This window comes from Corynebacterium sp. 2571A (genome assembly GCF_055700935.1).
On record NZ_JASTTE010000007.1, the window covers coordinates 34,534 to 50,704 of the forward strand.

At 66.5% G+C, this 16,171-nt stretch carries 16 protein-coding genes; 6 read left to right on the plus strand and 10 right to left on the minus strand.

Annotated elements, in window-relative coordinates; genetic code table 11:
• The first annotated feature begins 9 nt into the window (after window positions 1-9).
• Genes QQS53_RS11940 through QQS53_RS11955 form a run of 4 tightly spaced genes read left to right on the plus strand, consistent with a single transcriptional unit; the run spans window position 10 to window position 3,143 of the window.
• Window positions 10-1,446 carry a CCA tRNA nucleotidyltransferase gene (locus QQS53_RS11940; protein ID WP_472776023.1) on the plus strand — a complete coding sequence of 479 codons (1,437 nt, stop codon included), beginning with the start codon at window positions 10-12 and terminating at the stop codon, window positions 1,444-1,446.
• Window positions 1,446-2,042 (plus strand): YqgE/AlgH family protein, encoded by a 597-nt coding sequence (locus QQS53_RS11945; protein ID WP_296203874.1) that lies wholly within the window; start codon window positions 1,446-1,448, stop codon window positions 2,040-2,042. The genes QQS53_RS11940 and QQS53_RS11945 overlap by 1 nt, the downstream gene beginning before the upstream one ends.
• A 55-nt stretch (window positions 2,043-2,097) precedes the next feature.
• Window positions 2,098-2,811 (plus strand): AzlC family ABC transporter permease, encoded by a 714-nt coding sequence (locus QQS53_RS11950; RefSeq protein ID WP_472776024.1) that lies wholly within the window; start codon window positions 2,098-2,100, stop codon window positions 2,809-2,811.
• Window positions 2,811-3,143, plus strand: coding sequence for a branched-chain amino acid transporter permease (locus QQS53_RS11955; RefSeq protein WP_472776025.1), 333 nt, complete (start codon window positions 2,811-2,813; stop codon window positions 3,141-3,143). The genes QQS53_RS11950 and QQS53_RS11955 overlap by 1 nt, the downstream gene beginning before the upstream one ends.
• On the opposite strand, the gene QQS53_RS11960 is transcribed toward QQS53_RS11955, so the two are convergent.
• The 4 genes from QQS53_RS11960 to QQS53_RS11975 all read right to left on the minus strand — a co-directional run bounded on the left by QQS53_RS11960 (window position 3,140) and on the right by QQS53_RS11975 (window position 5,579).
• A complete protein-coding gene (locus tag QQS53_RS11960; RefSeq protein WP_472776026.1) occupies window positions 3,140-3,478 on the minus strand; it encodes a hypothetical protein in 339 nt (112 codons plus the stop codon). The genes QQS53_RS11955 and QQS53_RS11960 overlap by 4 nt on opposite strands.
• Window positions 3,479-3,514: 36 nt before the next feature.
• Window positions 3,515-4,492, minus strand: coding sequence for a bile acid:sodium symporter family protein (locus QQS53_RS11965; protein WP_472776027.1), 978 nt, complete (start codon window positions 4,490-4,492; stop codon window positions 3,515-3,517).
• Window positions 4,493-4,546: 54 nt separating this feature from the next.
• Entirely contained in the window at window positions 4,547-4,891 is a 345-nt protein-coding gene (locus QQS53_RS11970; RefSeq protein ID WP_472776081.1) for a Rieske (2Fe-2S) protein, read from the minus strand.
• A gap of 217 nt (window positions 4,892-5,108) precedes the next feature.
• Complete coding sequence (locus tag QQS53_RS11975) at window positions 5,109-5,579, minus strand: SdpI family protein (protein ID WP_472776028.1); 471 nt, start codon at window positions 5,577-5,579, stop codon at window positions 5,109-5,111.
• Between the two features lie 214 nt (window positions 5,580-5,793).
• Here QQS53_RS11975 and QQS53_RS11980 point away from each other — a divergent pair, with 214 nt between their 5' ends.
• Both QQS53_RS11980 and QQS53_RS11985 read left to right on the plus strand, forming a co-directional pair.
• Window positions 5,794-7,032: a dicarboxylate/amino acid:cation symporter gene (locus QQS53_RS11980; protein ID WP_472776029.1), complete on the plus strand. Its 1,239-nt coding sequence runs from the start codon at window positions 5,794-5,796 to the stop codon at window positions 7,030-7,032.
• A 69-nt stretch (window positions 7,033-7,101) separates the two neighbouring features.
• The gene (locus QQS53_RS11985; protein WP_472776030.1) at window positions 7,102-9,093 is read left to right on the plus strand and encodes an MMPL family transporter; all 1,992 of its coding nucleotides are present in this window, start codon (window positions 7,102-7,104) and stop codon (window positions 9,091-9,093) included.
• Window positions 9,094-9,168: 75 nt separating this feature from the next.
• Here QQS53_RS11985 and trpA read toward each other — a convergent pair whose 3' ends face one another.
• From trpA to QQS53_RS12015, 6 genes are all read right to left on the minus strand, one after another.
• A complete protein-coding gene (gene trpA / locus QQS53_RS11990) occupies window positions 9,169-10,026 on the minus strand; it encodes a tryptophan synthase subunit alpha (protein WP_472776031.1) in 858 nt (285 codons plus the stop codon).
• 2 nt (window positions 10,027-10,028) lie between these two features.
• Complete coding sequence (gene trpB, locus QQS53_RS11995; RefSeq protein ID WP_472776032.1) at window positions 10,029-11,246, minus strand: tryptophan synthase subunit beta; 1,218 nt, start codon at window positions 11,244-11,246, stop codon at window positions 10,029-10,031.
• A 45-nt stretch (window positions 11,247-11,291) separates the two neighbouring features.
• The gene (gene trpCF / locus QQS53_RS12000) at window positions 11,292-12,728 is read right to left on the minus strand and encodes a bifunctional indole-3-glycerol-phosphate synthase TrpC/phosphoribosylanthranilate isomerase TrpF (RefSeq protein ID WP_472776033.1); all 1,437 of its coding nucleotides are present in this window, start codon (window positions 12,726-12,728) and stop codon (window positions 11,292-11,294) included.
• Window positions 12,718-13,743 carry an anthranilate phosphoribosyltransferase gene (gene trpD, locus QQS53_RS12005; protein WP_472776034.1) on the minus strand — a complete coding sequence of 342 codons (1,026 nt, stop codon included), beginning with the start codon at window positions 13,741-13,743 and terminating at the stop codon, window positions 12,718-12,720. Before trpD ends, trpCF begins: the two co-directional genes overlap by 11 nt.
• A gap of 64 nt (window positions 13,744-13,807) precedes the next feature.
• Window positions 13,808-14,419: a glutamine amidotransferase-related protein gene (locus QQS53_RS12010; protein ID WP_472776035.1), complete on the minus strand. Its 612-nt coding sequence runs from the start codon at window positions 14,417-14,419 to the stop codon at window positions 13,808-13,810.
• A complete protein-coding gene (locus QQS53_RS12015) occupies window positions 14,416-15,960 on the minus strand; it encodes an anthranilate synthase component 1 (protein ID WP_472776036.1) in 1,545 nt (514 codons plus the stop codon). Before QQS53_RS12015 ends, QQS53_RS12010 begins: the two co-directional genes overlap by 4 nt.
• Window positions 15,961-16,171: the final 211 nt, after the last annotated feature.

Consider the following 16,171-nt stretch of genomic DNA (forward strand, 5'->3'; position numbering starts at 1 on the left):
CTAACGTGCGTGAATTTTCAGGACACTCAGCTAATTGGCGTTATGGCGCGGGCAGAATCCGCGATTGCCCAACTCAGTGACCTGTTGAGCGGGCTCGTGGAGCGCTTCGCAGAGCGCGGCTTCCCGCTCTACCTGGTAGGTGGTTCCGTCCGGGACGCCCTCCTGGGGCGCCTGGGCAATGACCTCGACTTCACCACCCCGGCCCGCCCCGACGTCGTCCAGGAGATCTTGGAAGACTACGCCGAAAAGGTCTGGGACACCGGCATCGCCTTCGGCACCGTCTCCGCGGTCTACCGCGGACAGCAGATCGAGATCACCACCTTCCGCGCGGACTCCTACGACGGCGACTCCCGCAACCCGGAGGTCGTCTACGGCGACACCCTGGCCGGGGACCTGGTCCGCCGCGATTTCAAGATCAACGCCATGGCGGTCGAGCTCAAGGCCGACGGCGGCCGCGAATTTCACGATCCGCTGGGCGGCCTGGAGGATCTCGTCGCCGGGATCATCGACACCCCGGACGCGCCGGAGATCTCCTTCCACGACGATCCGCTGCGCATGCTGCGCGCCGCCCGCTTCGCCTCCCAGCTGGAATTCCACGTCGCCGACCGGGTCTTCGGCGCCATGCAGGACATGGCCGGCGAGATCCGGCGCATCACCGTCGAGCGCATCACCGTCGAGCTAGACAAGCTGGTCGGTGGTACTGCGCCGTGGGTGGGTATCGACCTGCTGGTTGATACCGGGATCGCCGAGATCGTCATCCCGGAGATCCCCGCCATGCGCATGGCCCCGGACGAGCACGCCCAGCACAAGGACGTCTACGCCCATTCCCTGCAGGTCATGCGGCAGGCGATGGATCAGGAAGAAGGCGGGCCCGACCTGGTCCTGCGCTGGGCGGCGCTGCTGCACGACTGCGGCAAGCCGGACACCCGGGACACCACCGGCGGCAAGGTCACCTTCCACCACCACGAGGTGGTCGGCGCGAAGCTGGTGCGCAAGCGCCTGCGCGCGCTGAAATTCCCGAAGGCCATGACCCAGGACATCGCGCAGCTGGTCTACTTGCACATGCGCTTCCACGGCTTCGGCGAGGGGCAGTGGACGGATTCCGCCGTGCGCCGCTACGTCACCGACGCCGGCGCGCTGCTGCCGCGCCTGCACAAGCTGGTGCGCGCCGACTGCACCACGCGCAACGAGCGCAAGGCGCGCCGCCTGCAGCGCACCTACGATCACCTGGAGGAACGCATCCAGGAGATCCAGGAAAAGGAAGACCTCGCCCGCGTGCGCCCGGACCTGGACGGCAATGAGATCATGGAGATCCTGGGGCTGCAGCCGGGGCCGGAGGTGGGCCGCGCCTGGTCGTTTTTGAAGGAACTGCGCCTGGAGCAGGGCCCGCTGCCCCGCGAGGAAGCGATTGCAAAGCTACGTGCTTGGTGGGAGTCTGGTAGTTAATGTACGCCGACCGACTATTTAATGCCCTCGAACGCAACGACCCAGAGCCCGGCCAACTGCTGGTAGCCGCCCCGGGCATGTTCTCTGCCGAGTTTGCCCGCTCGGTCATCCTGCTCATCCAGCACGACGACTACCTGACCTTCGGCGTGAACCTGACGACCCGCAGCGAGCTGGCGGTCTTCAACGTGCTGCCGGAATACCTGCCGGTGGTCGCCAAGCCGCAGGCCCTCTACATCGGCGGCCCGCTCAACCAGCAGTCCGTGGTGGGCCTGGGCATGACCAAGCAGGGCGTGCGCTTCGAGGATCACCCGCAGCTAAGCCGCCTAGCCCCGCGGCTGGCGCACGTGGACATGCGCGCCGACCCGGAGTTTCTGGCGCAGACCCTAGACGGGATGCGGCTGTTTGCCGGCTACGCCGAGTGGGCCCCGGGCCAGTTGCAGCAGGAGATCGACCGCGGCGACTGGTTCGTCGCCCCGGCGCTGGCCCAGGACGTGTTAACGCCCGGCCCGGCCGATTTGTGGGCGGACGTGATGAAGCGCCAGCCCATGCCGCTGCCGCTGTATTCCACCTTCCCCGCCGACTTGGACGACAACTAGAATATTTCTCTGTTTTCTGGGGCGGCGGTGGGCCTGCCGCCGTTACGATAGGCGCATGCACGCTGATGTTCGCCAGGGATTGAAGGACACCTGGACCGTAGCCTTGGGCCTGGTTCCCCTGGGCCTGGCCTTCGGTGTCCTGATCGTCCAAACCGGCTTCGACTGGTGGTGGGCGCCTATCTTTTCAATTGTCATCTATGCCGGCTCCATGGAGTTTTTGGCCATCAGCATGGTCACCTCCGGGGTGGGCCCGGTCTCTGCGGCGCTGACCGGCTTCATGGTCAACTTCCGCCACATCTTCTACGGCTTAAGCTTCCCCCGGCACCGCATCTCCTCGGTGGGCGGGAAGGTCTATTCCACCTACGCGCTGACGGACGAGACCTACGCGATCGTCTCGGCGCTGCCCCACGACTCCGCCCTGACCGGGCGGCGGATACTTACCATCCAGCTCTTCGCCCAGTTCCTCTGGGTGGGCGGCGGCGTGGTGGGCGCGCTGGCGGGCCAGGCCATACCGGACAACGTGCAGGGGATGGAATTCGCGCTGGTGGCCCTGTTCGTGGTGCTGGCGCTGGATTCCTTTTGCAACAACCCGGACTTTTCCCTGCCGGCGGTCGCCGCCTTGCTGGGGGTCCTGGCCGTGGTCATCACGCCCAACCAGGTGCTCATGGTGGCCTTGATCGCCTATTTCCTTTTCCTGCTGGCGCGCGTGTATTCCCCGCGCTTCGACGAACTGATCGAGTGGCGCCGCGGGCCGGGAGGTGAACGCTAATGCCAGCCGGCGTGAGCTTATCCATGATCCTGGCCGTGCTCGTCCCAGTCTGCGTTGTCACGATCCTCCTGCGGCAGATCCCGTTTAGCTTCGTTAGGGCGCTGCGCGGCAGCGATCTGGTCGGCGTGCTGGGCCGGACCATGCCGGTCGGCGTGATGGGGGTCCTGGTCGTCTACACCATCGTCGGGCAGTCTGGGGCCCCGGGCGGCATCCTGGCCGCCCTGCTGGGCGCGGCCGTGACCGCCGGACTGCACCTGTGGCGGCGCGAGTCTGGCCTGTCCATCCTGGGCGGCACCGCCGTCTACATGGTGCTCGTGAACTTCGTCTTTTAGAGCCCCGGATAGCGCAGCTGGGCCTCGACCCAGAGGGACTCGAAGTCCGCCGAGTTAAGGTATTCGGCGTCGATGTCCGGGTAGGACGCGTACGTGTCCGGGTGCGGCACGGTACTGTTGGGCTTGTCGATGCTGCCCACGCGTTTATCGCCCCTGACCGCGCCGGCGATCTGCCCGTCCGGGGTCTGTGCGATCAGCCGGTGGATGCGGCAGCTGCGGGCGTCGAGCTGCTGCATCTCCGCCACGTGGATGGCGGTTCCGGCGCCCGGGATGCTCAGCGTGGTCTTGACGTAGAGCAGCGCCTTTTCGGCGCCGGTGTTCTCTGCGGAAGTCATGGCACCCAAGTCTAGTGCCTAGCCCGCCCCCGGTGTTTAACCCGCCTCGGCCGTAGGCTCCTGCCGGGCGTAGCGTGCGGCCAGCCACGAGCAGACCATCAGCTGGACCTGGTGGTAGATCATCAGCGGCAGGATGAGCAGCCCCAGCTGCCCGCCGCCGGTGGCGAAGATGACCGAGGCCATCGGCAGGCCGGTGGCCAGTGATTTCTTCGAGCCGCAGAATTCGATGGCGATGACGTCGGGGCGCGCGAAACCCAGCCGTGCGCTCACCCAGCGGGTCAGCCACAACACGGCGCTGACCAGCACGACGGCGAAGACGATGAGGAAAAGGAGCTGGCCCAGCCCGATGTCGGACCAGATCCCGCCGACTACACCGGAGGAAAAGGCGGAGTAGACCACCATAGCGATGGAGCCGCGGTCCACGACCTTGGTGGCCTTGTGGGCCGCGAAGTTCTTCACCCAGCGGCGGGTCAGCTGCCCTAGGACGAAGGGCAGGAGCAGTAGGAGGGAAATCTCCGCAAAGACCGAGGAGTCGATGTGGATACCGTGGCCGGCGCCCATGCACAGCATTACCAGCAGCGGGGTGAGGATGACCCCGGCGAGGTTAGATAGCGAGGCGGAGACGATGGCTCCCGCCACGTTTCCGCGCGCAATGGAGGTGAAGGCGACAGAGGATTGCACCGTGGACGGGACCAGCGTGAGGTAGAGAATGCCCAGGTAGAGCTCGTCGCCCACCACCAGGGACAGGGGCCGCAGGGCCATGCCGATGATCGGGTAGAGCACGAAGGTGGCCGCCAGGATCGTCAGGTGGAGCTTCCAGTGCTTCAGGCCCGCGAGCGCCTCCCGGGTGGACAGCCGCGCGCCGTAGAGGAAGAAGAGTAGCGCGATCGCGATGTTGGTGAGTACCGCGAAGACTTCGGCGAACTGTCCCCGGGCGGGCAGGACGATCGCGATGAGGACCGCCGTGATGATCAGGACGATGAGCGGGTCTAGTCGGCGCAGTACGTTGAGCATGTACCGCAGTTTACGCCCCGCCTCCCCCTCGATGGCGGGGTTTCACGTGAAACCTTAGACGGTCTTCACGGTAGTGCCGTCGTCCTCCACGGAGATCTCTTCGAGCGGATCGCGGCCGGGCCCGGAGACGACCGAGCCGTCGGTGATGTCGTACTCGGTGTAGTGAGAGGTGCAGATGACATGCGAGCCCTCCACCTCGGTGATGGGGTTGCCCTGGTGGGGACAGGTCTGCGAGTAGGCCTTGAAAAGCCCCTCCTCCGGCTGGGCGAAAATTACATTGTCGACGATGACGGCGGAGCCGACCGGGATCTCGGTGGCGGCGATTTCCGCCGAGGCCTCCTTGCCGCAGGCAGCGAGGTAAGCGCCAGCGAAGGTGGTGGCGGTCCCGAGCAGGAACATGCGACGCGAACACTTCATAGTCATGATCCCTACTCTATCCCTCGGCTGGCGGGGAGACTATTTACGGCAGGCTATCCTTCCGTCGCCGCGGGCATGTCCGGGGAGCTACCCGGACGGCAGAAAATACAAAAAGGCCCACCACTATGGTTTTGTCACTGTGACAATAGTGGTGGGCGCTAAGACCCTACCCGCGGTGGGGTCGCAGGCCGGGGATCGGCTACCGATCCGCGCGGTTGGCGGCCTGGCGGACGGCGTCGAGATCGATCTGCGCGGGCGCGGTTTCCGCCGCGCTGTCGCTGCCGCAGCCGCCGGAGCCGCAATTGCAGCTGTCCCCGCATCCCTCGTCGGCGTTGTTGGCCTGGTCCCACAGGAACGCCGAACGCGCGCCGAGGTTGGCGCCCACCGACAAGGTAATGACGGCGATGATGGCGGTTGCCACCGGGATGAGCCACATCCAGCCGGTCGCGGTCAGGGCGACGATCCCGCCGAAGGCGAGCGCCACTCCCCCGAGGAACCAGACGGGGCCGGCGACGGCATGGGCGGCGTCCCAGGCCTCGCGGGACTTGCGGACCTCCTCGACGCGCAGGCCCACCACCGAGTTACCCGGCAGTTTGCGGGCGGTGGCAAGAGCGCCGACCACGATCAAGACCGCGGCGAGGATGAGGATGACAATACCGAGAACGACCATGCCTCATATCCTAACCCGCTAGGCCGGACGAGCAGCAATTGTCGGCGGGTGCAGTTAGCTATCCCCCCTTCCGGCGGGGCATGCCCGTTGGGTACACTTTAATTCAGGTCGATCGATAGAAAATATTTGGTGATTGGCCCGCTGTCTTTGAAAGTCTCATCCTGCGCACCGACGGACCGCCGGGGCGCAGGATATAAAAATAGTTAGTGACACCATGAAATTGAAAACACTGAGCCAGAACCTGTTGTTCCGGATCGCCGTGGCCATTGTGCTGGGCATCGCCCTCAGCTTTATTGCGCCGGAATGGCTGGGCCGGGTCTTTGCCACCTTCAACGGGCTCTTCGGCAATTTCCTTAACTTCTTCATCCCCGTACTGATTTTCGCCCTCATCGCCCCCGCCATCGCTGCGCTCGGCCGCGGCGCGGGCAAGTGGCTCGGGGTTACCGCCGGCATCGCCTGGGGCTCGACCATCATCGCGGGTCTTCTGGCCTATGGTGTCTCCCTGCTGGTCTATCCCTGGATGCTGGCCGGCCAGACCATCGATACCAACGTCTCCGATATCGACGCCGGCGCGCTGGAGCCCTACTTCGAGGTCGAGATGCCCGCGCCCATCGAGGTCATGACCGCCCTGCTGCTGTCTTTCTGTATCGGCGTGGCCATGACCCAGGTCAAGTCCGACAACCTGTACAACGTCACCAAAGAGCTTGAAAACGTAGTGGTCAAGGTCATCTGGGGCTTTGTCATCCCGCTGCTGCCGTTCTATATCTTCGGCATGTTCCTGGATCTGGGCATGAACGGCAACCTCGTCGACGTGCTCGTCGCCTTCGGCAAGGTCCTGCTGCTGTCCGTCGCTATGACGCTGGTCTACCTGGTCATCCAGTACCTGATCGCCGGCGCTATCACCGGCAAGAACCCCTTCAAGGCGCTCAAGAACATGCTGCCGGCTTACGCCACCGCGCTGGGAACGTCCTCCTCGGCCGCTACTATCCCGGTGACCCTGGAAAACGCGCTGAAGAACAACATCTCCAAGCCGGTCGCCAGCTTCGTGGTCCCGCTGTGCGCGACCATCCACATCGCCGGCTCGATGATCAAGCTGATGCTCTACGCCTTCGCCATCATCTACCTGACCGGCATGGACGTCAGCTTCGGCTCGGCTATGGGCTTCATGGTCCTGCTGTCTATCACCATGATCGCCGCCCCGGGCGTGCCGGGCGGCGCGGTCATGGTGGCCGTCGGCCTGCTGAGCCAGAACATGGGCTTCGACGACAACCTCGTCGCCCTGATGATCGCCGCCTATATCGCCGTCGACTCCGTGGGCACCGCGGCGAACGTCACCGGCGACGGCGCTATCGCGATGATCGTGGACAAGTTCGCCCGCGGCAAGGTCAACGCGGAAGGCGAGCCCGCTAACGCCGAGGCCGCGCGCCCGGTCGCCCAAGACGAGCGGCCGTAGCCGGAGGCCCCGAGCCCAGTTAGACAACACTGTTATGCTGGGTAAATGACCGATCATCGAATACGCTTATTGCGTTGGATTTCCCTAGTCCTGCTGGTCCTCGGCCTGGGCGTGAGCGCCCTGGGCGGCGTGGACCAGCCGGAATCCGCCACGGCCACCGCGCCGACCGGCATGGATTCCACCAAGGTCGCCGAGTTACAGGAAAAGTACTCGGCCCAAAACTCTGACGGCGAGTCCGGCAGTACCGCGCTGGTCTACCTCAAGTCCGCGGAACCGCTGGACCTGCCCGCCCTCAAGAACGTGACCTCCCAGTGGGGCGAGGCCCTCATCCCCAGCGAGGACGGCACCGCGGCCCTGCTGCCCGTCACCGTGAACGCGGGCACCGCCTCGGAAAACGCTGAGGAAGTCGAGAAGCTCCGTGCGGATATCAACGCGGAGATGCCCGCGGGTGTTTCCGCCCAAGCCACCGGCCCCGCCGCCATCCAGGCGGATCTGGCCGGCGTCTTCGAGGGCGCGAACTTCCTGTTGCTGGGCGTGACGGCGGCTATCGTCGCCTTCCTGCTCATCGTCACGTACCGCTCCCCCATCCTGTGGATCCTGCCGCTGGCCGTCATCGGCGTCGCCGACCGCACCGCGGCCACCGCGTTTACTTATGTCCTCGACGCCTTCGGCCTGTCCTGGAACGAGTCCACGGCCGGCATCCTGTCGGTGCTCGTCTTCGGCGCCGGCACGAACTACGCGCTGCTGCTTATCTCCCGCTACCGCGACGAGCTGACCGGGACCGCGGACCGCTTCACCGCCATGGCGCGGGCGTGGACGCCGACCGCCAAGACGGTCTCCGCCTCGGCGGCCACCGTCATCGTGGGCGTGGCCTGCCTCCTGCTGTCGTCGGTGCCCACCACCCAGGGCCTGGGCGCGGCCGCCATCGTCGGCATCTCGATCGCCTGGCTCTTTGCGCTTTTCGCCCTGCCTGGCTTCCTGGCTCTGTTCGGCCGGTGGATCTTCTGGCCGCGCATCCCGCGGGAGGGCGACACCCCGAACCACGGCGTGTGGGCGAAGGTGGGCTCCTGGGTGCGCCAGCGCCCGCGCAAGGTCGTGGCCGTGGCCCTGCTGGTGCTCGGCATCTGCTGCACCGGGTATTTCCAGACCAACACCGGGCTGACCCAGTCCGAGCAATTCATCGACACCCCGGAGTCCATCACCGCCGCGGAAGAGCTCAGCCGCGACTTCCCGGATCAGTCCGCCACTCCACCGGTGGTGGCCACCCAGGACGTGGACCGCACGCAGGAGCAGCTTCAGCAGATGGGCGCTAGCGGGCGCGAACAAGGCAGCGTCGACGGCTGGACCCTGCTGCAGGTCAGCGGCGCGGACTTCCAGGAGTTGCGCGGCGAGCTGGACGGGGCGCTCGTGGGCGGCCCGGACGCGGAACTCGCCGATGCGGAGACCGCAGCTGCCGACGACCGCCAGCTCATCTTCCCGCTCGTGCTGGTGCTGATCTTCGCCGCCCTCGTGGTCATGCTGCGGGCCCTGGTGGCCCCGGCCATCATGATCGCCTCGGTTCTGCTGACCAATATCGCGGCGCTCGGCCTGGGCTGGTGGGTCTCCCACTACCTGCTGGGCTTCAACAACTTCGACTCCACCACCCCGCTCTACGCCTTCGTCTTCCTCGTCGCCCTGGGCGTGGATTACACGATCTTCTTGGTCACGCGCGCCCGCGAGGACTCCGCTAGGGAGGGCACCGCCTCTGGCATCTACACCGCCCTGGCCGCGACCGGCGGCGTCATCACCTCGGCCGGTATTCTGCTGGCCGCGGTCTTCGCCGCCCTGGGCGTCCTGCCGCTGGTGGTGCTGGCCCAGATCGGCGTCATCGTGTGCATCGGCGTCCTGCTCGACACCCTTATCGTGCGCACCCTGGTCGTGCCCGCGGTGGTGCAGCTGCTGGGCGAGCGCTTCTGGTGGCCGGCCCGCCCGGCCAAGAACGCGAGCGGGAAGTCCCCTGCTCCCACTGCTGCTGACGACGCCGATGGTCTGGCTCGGCCAGTCGGTGGTCCCAGCGACTAAGAAATGACAAAACCGCCGGTCCTTCTCGGGCCGGCGGTCTTTTTGTGTCTTCTGGTCAGTACTGCGTGCTTGCGCCTAGCGGCGGGTGGCGGCCTTCATCGCGGAGACGTACTCGCCTAGTTTGGCGTCGAGTGCTTCTCGGTCCGTCACGCGAGCCGGCGAGTGCTCGTCGTTCGGATCGGTGCGCTCGACGTACTCGTTGATGATCTGGGTGATCGCGGAGCCCGTGATGGCACCGGAAGCCCCGGCGGCGATGGCATCCCGGACGTGCTCCGGCTGGGAGATGCCGAAGCCGAGCAAGACCGGCGGACCGTCGTGGCGCGCGACGTTGTGGACGACCTCCTCGAGGCCCAGCGTTTCGGAGGTGCGCTCCGTGCCGGTCACGCCGTCGCGGGAGATGGCGTAGATATAGCCCTCGGAAAGCGCCGCCACGCCAGCCAGGGTGGCATCGGTGGCGCGGGCCGGGGCGATGAAGATCGGATCGATTCCGGCCTTCTTCGCGGACTCGGCGAAGGGCTCGCCCTCCCGCACCGGAACGTCCGGCAGCAGGATGGAATCCGCGCCGGCGTCGTGGAACTCCGCGTAGAACTTGTCGCGGCCGCGGGTGAAGGCGACGTTGCCGTAGATGAGCATGCCGATGGGCAGATCGGGGAATTCGGCACGGACGGTGCGGATGATTTCTAGGGCCTGATCCACGGTGGCGCCGCCGTCGAGGGCGCGGATGTGGGAGGCCTGGATGGTCGGGCCATCGGCCACCGGGTCGGAGAACGGCACGCCCAGCTCGAGCGCGTCGGCGCCGGCGTTAACGACGGCGCGGATGGTGGCCAGGCAGTCCTCGGCGTTCGGGTCGCTGAGCATAATGAAGGGAACGAAGGCTCCCTCGTTGCGCTCAGTGAGGGCGGAAAACATCTTTTCGTAGCGGTTGTCGGTCATTTTTAGTCCTCCTGGTTCAGTTGCAGTTCGGGGTGGGCCTTCAGGGTGGCGCGCACGTGGTCGATGTCCTTGTCACCGCGGCCGGACAGGGAGACCAGGATAGTGATGTCCTCATCCTTGCGCTTGAGTGCGTAAGCCAGGGCGTGGGAGGACTCGAGGGCCGGGATGATGCCCTCCTTCTGGCTCAGCAGCTGGAAGGCGTGCAGGGCTTCGGCGTCCGTGATGCCGACGTACTTCGCGCGGCCGGTGGCGGACAGGTAGGCGTGCTGCGGGCCGACTCCCGGGTAGTCCAGGCCGGCGGAGATGGAATAGGATTCCTCGACCTGGCCGTCCGCGTTGCGCATCAGGTAGCTGCGGGCGCCGTGGAGGATGCCCACGGTGCCGTTGTTGATGGTCGCGCCATGGTGGCCGGAATCCAGCCCCTCACCGCCGGGTTCGGCGCCGACGAGTTCCACCCCTTCCTCGTCGATGAAGTCGGCGAACATGCCGATGGCGTTGGAGCCGCCACCCACGCAGGCCACCACTACGTCGGGCAGGCCGCCGGTGCGCTCGAGCATCTGAGCCTTCGCCTCGGTCGAGATGACGCGGTGGAATTCGCGCACGATCGTCGGGAAGGGGTGCGGGCCCGCCGCGGTGCCCAACAGGTAGTGGGATTCGTGGAAGGTGGCGGTCCAATCGCGCAGGGCCTCGTTCACGGCGTCCTTGAGGGTGCCGGAGCCGGTGTCGACCGGGACCACCTTCGCGCCCATGAGCTCCATGCGGTAGACGTTGGGCTGCTGGCGCTGGACGTCCTTGGCGCCCATGTAGACCACGCACTCCAGGTCGAGCAGCGCGCAGGCCAGCGCTGTGGCGGTGCCGTGCTGGCCGGCGCCGGTTTCTGCGATGATGCGGGTCTTGCCCATGCGCTTAGCCAGTAGCGCCTGGCCGATGACCTGGTTGGTCTTGTGGGCGCCGCCGTGGACCAGGTCCTCGCGCTTGAGGAAGATGCGGGCCTTGCCGCCCAGCTTGGTCGCTTCGGTCAGCGGCGTCGGCCGGCCCAGGTAGTCCTTGAGGTAGCCGGCCAGCTCCTCGTGGAACTCCGGGTCGTCCATCGCTTCGACGAAGGCGGCCTCGAGCTGGTCGAGGGCCGGGATGAGGGACTCGGGCACGAACTGCCCGCCAAACTCCCCGAAATAGGCCGGGAGGATCGTCTTCTTGGTTTCACGTGAAACTTCCGCCATGGGAATCTCCTTGTGTCTTGTGTGCTTCTATGTTCTGGTCTGGGTCTAGCTGTTTAGGGGTGTTGCTTCGGTGTCGGTGCGGATTTCCTGGAAGGCGCGGGCGATAAGCCCGGTGTCCTTGCGGCCCGGTCGACTCTCGAGCCCGGAGTTCAGGTCCAGCCCGCGGGTGCCGACCGCGAGTGCGGCCGCCAGGTTGGTGCGGTCGATGCCGCCGGCGAGTAGGCTGTGTTCCTTCACCGCGTCGGGGACGTCCGACCATCGGAAGGTCTGGCCCGTGCCGCCGTGGCCGGAGTCGAGGACTAGGATGTCGGCCTCGCGGGCGAGGTCTTCGGCGAGGGCGGCGTGCTCGGGGTCGGTCATGGCGACGGCGCGCCAGACCTCCGCTCCCCCGGCCTGCTCCCGGGCCCTGGCGATGAGAGCCTGCTCGCCGTCCAGGCTGCCCTGGTACGGCGCCTGCACCTGGATGGCGTAGACGCCGGGCAGGGCGAGCTCGGCGAAGTCGTCCGCGCGGCGGCTGACGGCCACGTAGCGGAGGCCCTGCTCGGCGCTGATGATCTTTTCCGCGGTTTCACGTGAAACATTGCGGGGGCTGGCCTCCTCGAAGATTAGGCCGCCGTAGCAGGCGCCGGCGGCGCGGGCCGCCTGGGCGTGCTCCGGGGCGGTGAGGCCGCAGACCTTGTGGGTGCCGTAGACCAGCTCGCGGGCCGCGCGGTCCACGTCCGGCTGCGAGGACAGCTGGGAGCCGACCAGGAAGGCATTGGCGTGCGCGCCCAGGCGGCGGACCGTGGCGTGGTCGCGGATGCCGGATTCGGAGACCACCACCTTGCCCGGGGATACCAGGCTGGCCAGCCGCTCCGTGCGGCTCAGGTCGATGCTTAGGTCGTGGAGGTTCCGGTTGTTGATGCCGATGATATCGACGCCGAAGTTCTCCGCGCGCTGGACCTCCTCCGGGGTGATCGCCTCGGTGAGCACGTCGAGCCCGAGCTTGTCCGCGAGCGCCTTGAGCTCGGCGAATTCCTCGTCGTTGACGATCGACATCATGAGCAGGATGGCGTCCGCCCCGTAGTAGCGGGCGGCGTAGACCTGGATGGGATCGACGATAAAGTCCTTGCAGAGCACCGGTAGGTGCGTGGACAGGGAGACGGTCTGCAGGTGGTCGTAGTCCCCGCCGAAGTGGTCGGGCTCGCACAACACCGAGATGCCCGCGGCGTAGCGGGAGTAGATGCGGGCCATGTCCCCGGGGTGGTAATCCGAGCGGATGAGCCCCAGCGACGGCGAGGAGGACTTGCACTCCATGATGAAGCGGTTGGTGCCCTTAAGGGACTCGTAGAGCGAGCGCTCGGAGCGCGGCAGCGCGGAGGTATCCACGTGGGCGAGGCGCTCGCGGATTTCCGGCAGGTGCGTCCGGCGGTTCGCCACGATGTTTTCCAGCACCGTGGGCAGCGCCCCGGAAGGATTCGTAGGGGAGGGATTACTGGGCATAGTTGGCCTCCTCGTGCTTGGCCAACCATGCGTTGACCTCGCCGGAGGTAATCAGCTGCTGGGCGCGGGCCACGCCTTCGGCGATGGTCTCGTCGTGGCCGTCCAGGTAGAACATGGCGCCCGCGGTGGCCGCAATGGCGTCGAAGTGGGCTTCGCTCCCCTGCCCCGCGAAGACGGCACGGATGGCGGCGGCGTTGTCCTTGCCCTCGCCGCCAACCAGGTCGGCCAGCTGGTGGCGGCCGATGCCCATGTCCTCCGGCGTGAGCTCGTAGTGGGTGATCTCCCCGTCGCGCAGCTCCCAGACCAGCGTGGTGCCGTGGGTGGCGATCTCGTCGGTGCCGGCGCCGTGGACCACCAGGCCGCGGCTGCGGCCGAGCTCCTTAAAGACCTCGGCGATGAGCTGGCCCTGGTCGGGGTTGGCAATGCCCATGATCTGGAACTCCGGGCGGGCCGGCGAGAGCAGCGGGCCCATGGTGTTAAAGAGCGTGGACACGCCCAGGGCCTTGCGTACCGGCTGCACGTGCGCGACGGCCGGGTTATAGGCCGGGGCGAAGAGGAAGGTGAAGCCGGAGGCCTCGAACTGGCGCACGGCGCGCGGGGCGTCGAGGTCGAGCGGGATATTCAGCGCCTCCAGCACGTCCGCGGAGCCGGACTTGGAGGAGACCGAGCGGTTGCCGTGCTTGACCATCTTCACTCCCCCGGCGGCGGCGACCAGCGACGCCGCGGTAGTGATGTTGATCGTGTTGGCGCCGTCGCCGCCCGTACCCGCGGTGTCCATGAGGCCCTCACCCGTGATCGGGAACGGGTAGCCCACCTTGAGGAAGGCCTTGGCCGCGCCGGCCACGTCCGCAAAGGTCTCTCCGCGAGTGCGGATGTGCGTAAGAAGTGCCGCGATCTGAATGTCGTCGTAGTCACCGACCGCCAAGGGGGCGAAGGCCTCCATAGCCTCCTCCACCGTCGGCTCGTAGTTGTCGAGGAACTGCTGCAGAATCCTGCGGGATTCGTTGTTTGCCATGTGTTGGTCTCCTTGAGTGATAGTTCTTAGTCTTTAGGGGTGGTTGCTTCGGTGTGTTGTGGCTCTAGCCGGGGCTGAGCCGGGCGATGCACCGCTCCAAGATGAGCGGGCCGGTCGGGCTCAGGATCGACTCGGGGTGGAACTGCAGGCCTAAGATGGTGCCCTCCGCGTTATCAGAGGCCATAGCGACCGGACCGATGGCGGTCTCCGTGGTGGCCAGGGCCCGCAGCGGTTCCGGGAGCTTTCGGCAGCCCAGGGAGTGGTAGCGCGCGACCGGCACGGCCGCCGGGTCGGCGTCGGTGCCTAGCCCGGCGAAGAGCTCGCTGGCGGTACCTTCCTCGGTCAGCTGCATGGGAACCGACTGGCCGTGGACGGGGCCGCAGCGCTCGACCTCGCCGCCGAAGTGCTCGCACAGGGCCTGGAAGCCCAGGCAGATGCCCAGCAGTGGGATGCGGCCGGCGGCGCGCTCAACGAATTCCATGAGGTTGCCCGCCTCGCGAGGGTGGCCCGGCCCCGGCGAGAGGCAAAGGACGTCCGGTTGGGTCTCGAGGACCGCGTCGACGTCCACGGTGTTGCGGAACACGTGCACGTCGTAGGCGCGCAGCGCGTCGGTCAGGTTGTAGACGAAGGAGTCGTGGTTGTCGATGACGGCCACGGTGGGGCGCTTGTCGCTCATCGGATAACCTCCAATTCGGCGTGGTGGGCGGTGGCGATGGCCTTCAGCACGGCGAAGGCCTTGTGGACGGTTTCATCGGCCTCGGCCTGGGGCGAGGAGTCCCGCACCACCCCGGCGCCGGCCTGGACGATGGCGCGGGAGCCGCGAATGAAGGCCGAGCGAATGGCAATGCAGTTGTCCATCACCCCGTCGCCGCGGAGGTAACCCACTGCCCCGCCGTAGGAACCGCGCCGGGTCCCCTCGGCGTTGCGGAGCAGCTCCGTGGCCTTGAGCTTCGGAGCGCCCGAGAGCGTGCCCATGTTCATGCACGCGCGGTAGGCGTCTAGGGCGTCGAGGCCTTCGTCCAGCTGGCCCGTCACGCGGGAGACCAGGTGCATCACGCGGGAGTAGCGGTCCACCTGCATCAGCGCGGAGACCTTCCGGGTCCCCGGCACGCAGACGCGCGCCAGATCGTTGCGGGCCAGGTCAACTAGCATGGTGTGCTCGGCTAGCTCCTTGGAGTCCGTGCGCAGGTCCAGTTCATTGCGGACATCCAGCTCTTCGTTGAGGCTGCCGTCCGGGTTCAGGCCGCGGGGGCGAGTGCCGGCGATGGGATACAGCTGCAGCTGTTGGGTACCCGGCTCGTAGGTCAGATTAGACTCCGGGGAGGCGCCGATGAGCTCGTAGTCGCTGCCGCGCACGTAGAACATATAGGGCGAGGGGTTCGCCGCGCGCAGTTCGCGGTAAGCGGCGAAGGCGTCCGGGCAGGGGATGCTAAAGGCCCGGGCCGGCACGACCTGGTAGATATCGCCGGCGTGAACGTGCTCTTTCATCTGCTCGACGATGCCCCGGAACTCCTCGTCGGTGCGGTCCGCCCGCGCCTGGAAGGTGGTGTTGGGCTCCCCCACCGTGGAGGTCTCCCGCGGTAGGCTATCCCTAGCGCCTTGGACGCGGCGCACCAGCTCGCCCAGCTGCTGGTCGACCTGGCCCTCATCAACCCCCACCACGTGCAGGTGAGCTTCGCCCGCCTGATGGTCGACGTGCAGCAACTCCTGGGCCACTATGAACTCGTAGTCCGGGTAGGTGTTAGCGCCGTCCGCGACGGCGGGCAGCTCTTCGAAGCCGGAGAGGTAGTCGAAGGCGAAGCCGCCAGCGACGAAGGGAAGCATCCCGTCGCCGTAGCCGGCGTCCGCCTGGAGGGCCCGGAGGACGGAGACCGTTGATTCCTCGCGCAGTCGCTCCCGCTCGTCAATGGCCGTGGAACGGCTAAAGCGGAACGTGGCCTGGGCGGCGGACTCGCTTAGCAAACGGTGGGAAAACTGCTCCTTCAGGCGCGAGAGGATCTGCTGGCCTGCCTCGGTGAGAGCGGTCGCGGTTACTTCATCGTCCTGGCAGACCACCTTGGCGGCGGCGGTGAGGACGGCTAGGGAATTGAGGCTGTCCTTGGACTGGATGTCCGCGGATTCCAGCAGCAGGCTGTCGTGCGGCGTGCTGAGCTCTTGGAACACGGCCGCGGTGTCGCCGTGAAAGGCCAGCGTCTGGCTGGCGGTTACTAGCGTCATTGAAGACCTCTCTTGCGGGTCGAAAGTGTGGAAGCGGTGGGAATTTAGCTTTACCGCGAGCAAGAGAGGTGCAAAAAACACCACTAGGCCCGCGCTAAGCGGACCTAGGACATGACTAGAAGCTGGTGGTCCGCTACGTTAAGCGAGCCACCACCACTGGGCGTTGAGTGTGTTCTGCTTCATGAAACCTATATTAACGTAGAAACTCCGG

Excerpts from the sequence above, each read along its gene's own strand:
- QQS53_RS11965 (WP_472776027.1), bottom strand. The coding sequence starts at position 4,492 with ATGCTCAACGTACTGCGCCGACTAGACCCGCTCATCGTCCTGATCATC.
- trpA (WP_472776031.1), bottom strand. The coding sequence starts at position 10,026 with ATGACCGACAACCGCTACGAAAAGATGTTTTCCGCCCTCACTGAGCGC.
- trpCF (WP_472776033.1), bottom strand. The coding sequence starts at position 12,728 with ATGCCCAGTAATCCCTCCCCTACGAATCCTTCCGGGGCGCTGCCCACG.
- QQS53_RS11975 (WP_472776028.1), bottom strand. The coding sequence starts at position 5,579 with ATGGTCGTTCTCGGTATTGTCATCCTCATCCTCGCCGCGGTCTTGATC.
- QQS53_RS11970 (WP_472776081.1), bottom strand. The coding sequence starts at position 4,891 with ATGTTCCTGCTCGGGACCGCCACCACCTTCGCTGGCGCTTACCTCGCT.
- QQS53_RS11980 (WP_472776029.1), top strand. The coding sequence starts at position 5,794 with ATGAAATTGAAAACACTGAGCCAGAACCTGTTGTTCCGGATCGCCGTG.
- QQS53_RS11945 (WP_296203874.1), top strand. The coding sequence starts at position 1,446 with ATGTACGCCGACCGACTATTTAATGCCCTCGAACGCAACGACCCAGAG.
- trpD (WP_472776034.1), bottom strand. The coding sequence starts at position 13,743 with ATGGCAAACAACGAATCCCGCAGGATTCTGCAGCAGTTCCTCGACAAC.
- QQS53_RS11955 (WP_472776025.1), top strand. The coding sequence starts at position 2,811 with ATGCCAGCCGGCGTGAGCTTATCCATGATCCTGGCCGTGCTCGTCCCA.
- QQS53_RS12015 (WP_472776036.1), bottom strand. The coding sequence starts at position 15,960 with ATGACGCTAGTAACCGCCAGCCAGACGCTGGCCTTTCACGGCGACACC.
- QQS53_RS11950 (WP_472776024.1), top strand. The coding sequence starts at position 2,098 with ATGCACGCTGATGTTCGCCAGGGATTGAAGGACACCTGGACCGTAGCC.
- QQS53_RS12010 (WP_472776035.1), bottom strand. The coding sequence starts at position 14,419 with ATGAGCGACAAGCGCCCCACCGTGGCCGTCATCGACAACCACGACTCC.
- QQS53_RS11960 (WP_472776026.1), bottom strand. The coding sequence starts at position 3,478 with ATGACTTCCGCAGAGAACACCGGCGCCGAAAAGGCGCTGCTCTACGTC.
- trpB (WP_472776032.1), bottom strand. The coding sequence starts at position 11,246 with ATGGCGGAAGTTTCACGTGAAACCAAGAAGACGATCCTCCCGGCCTAT.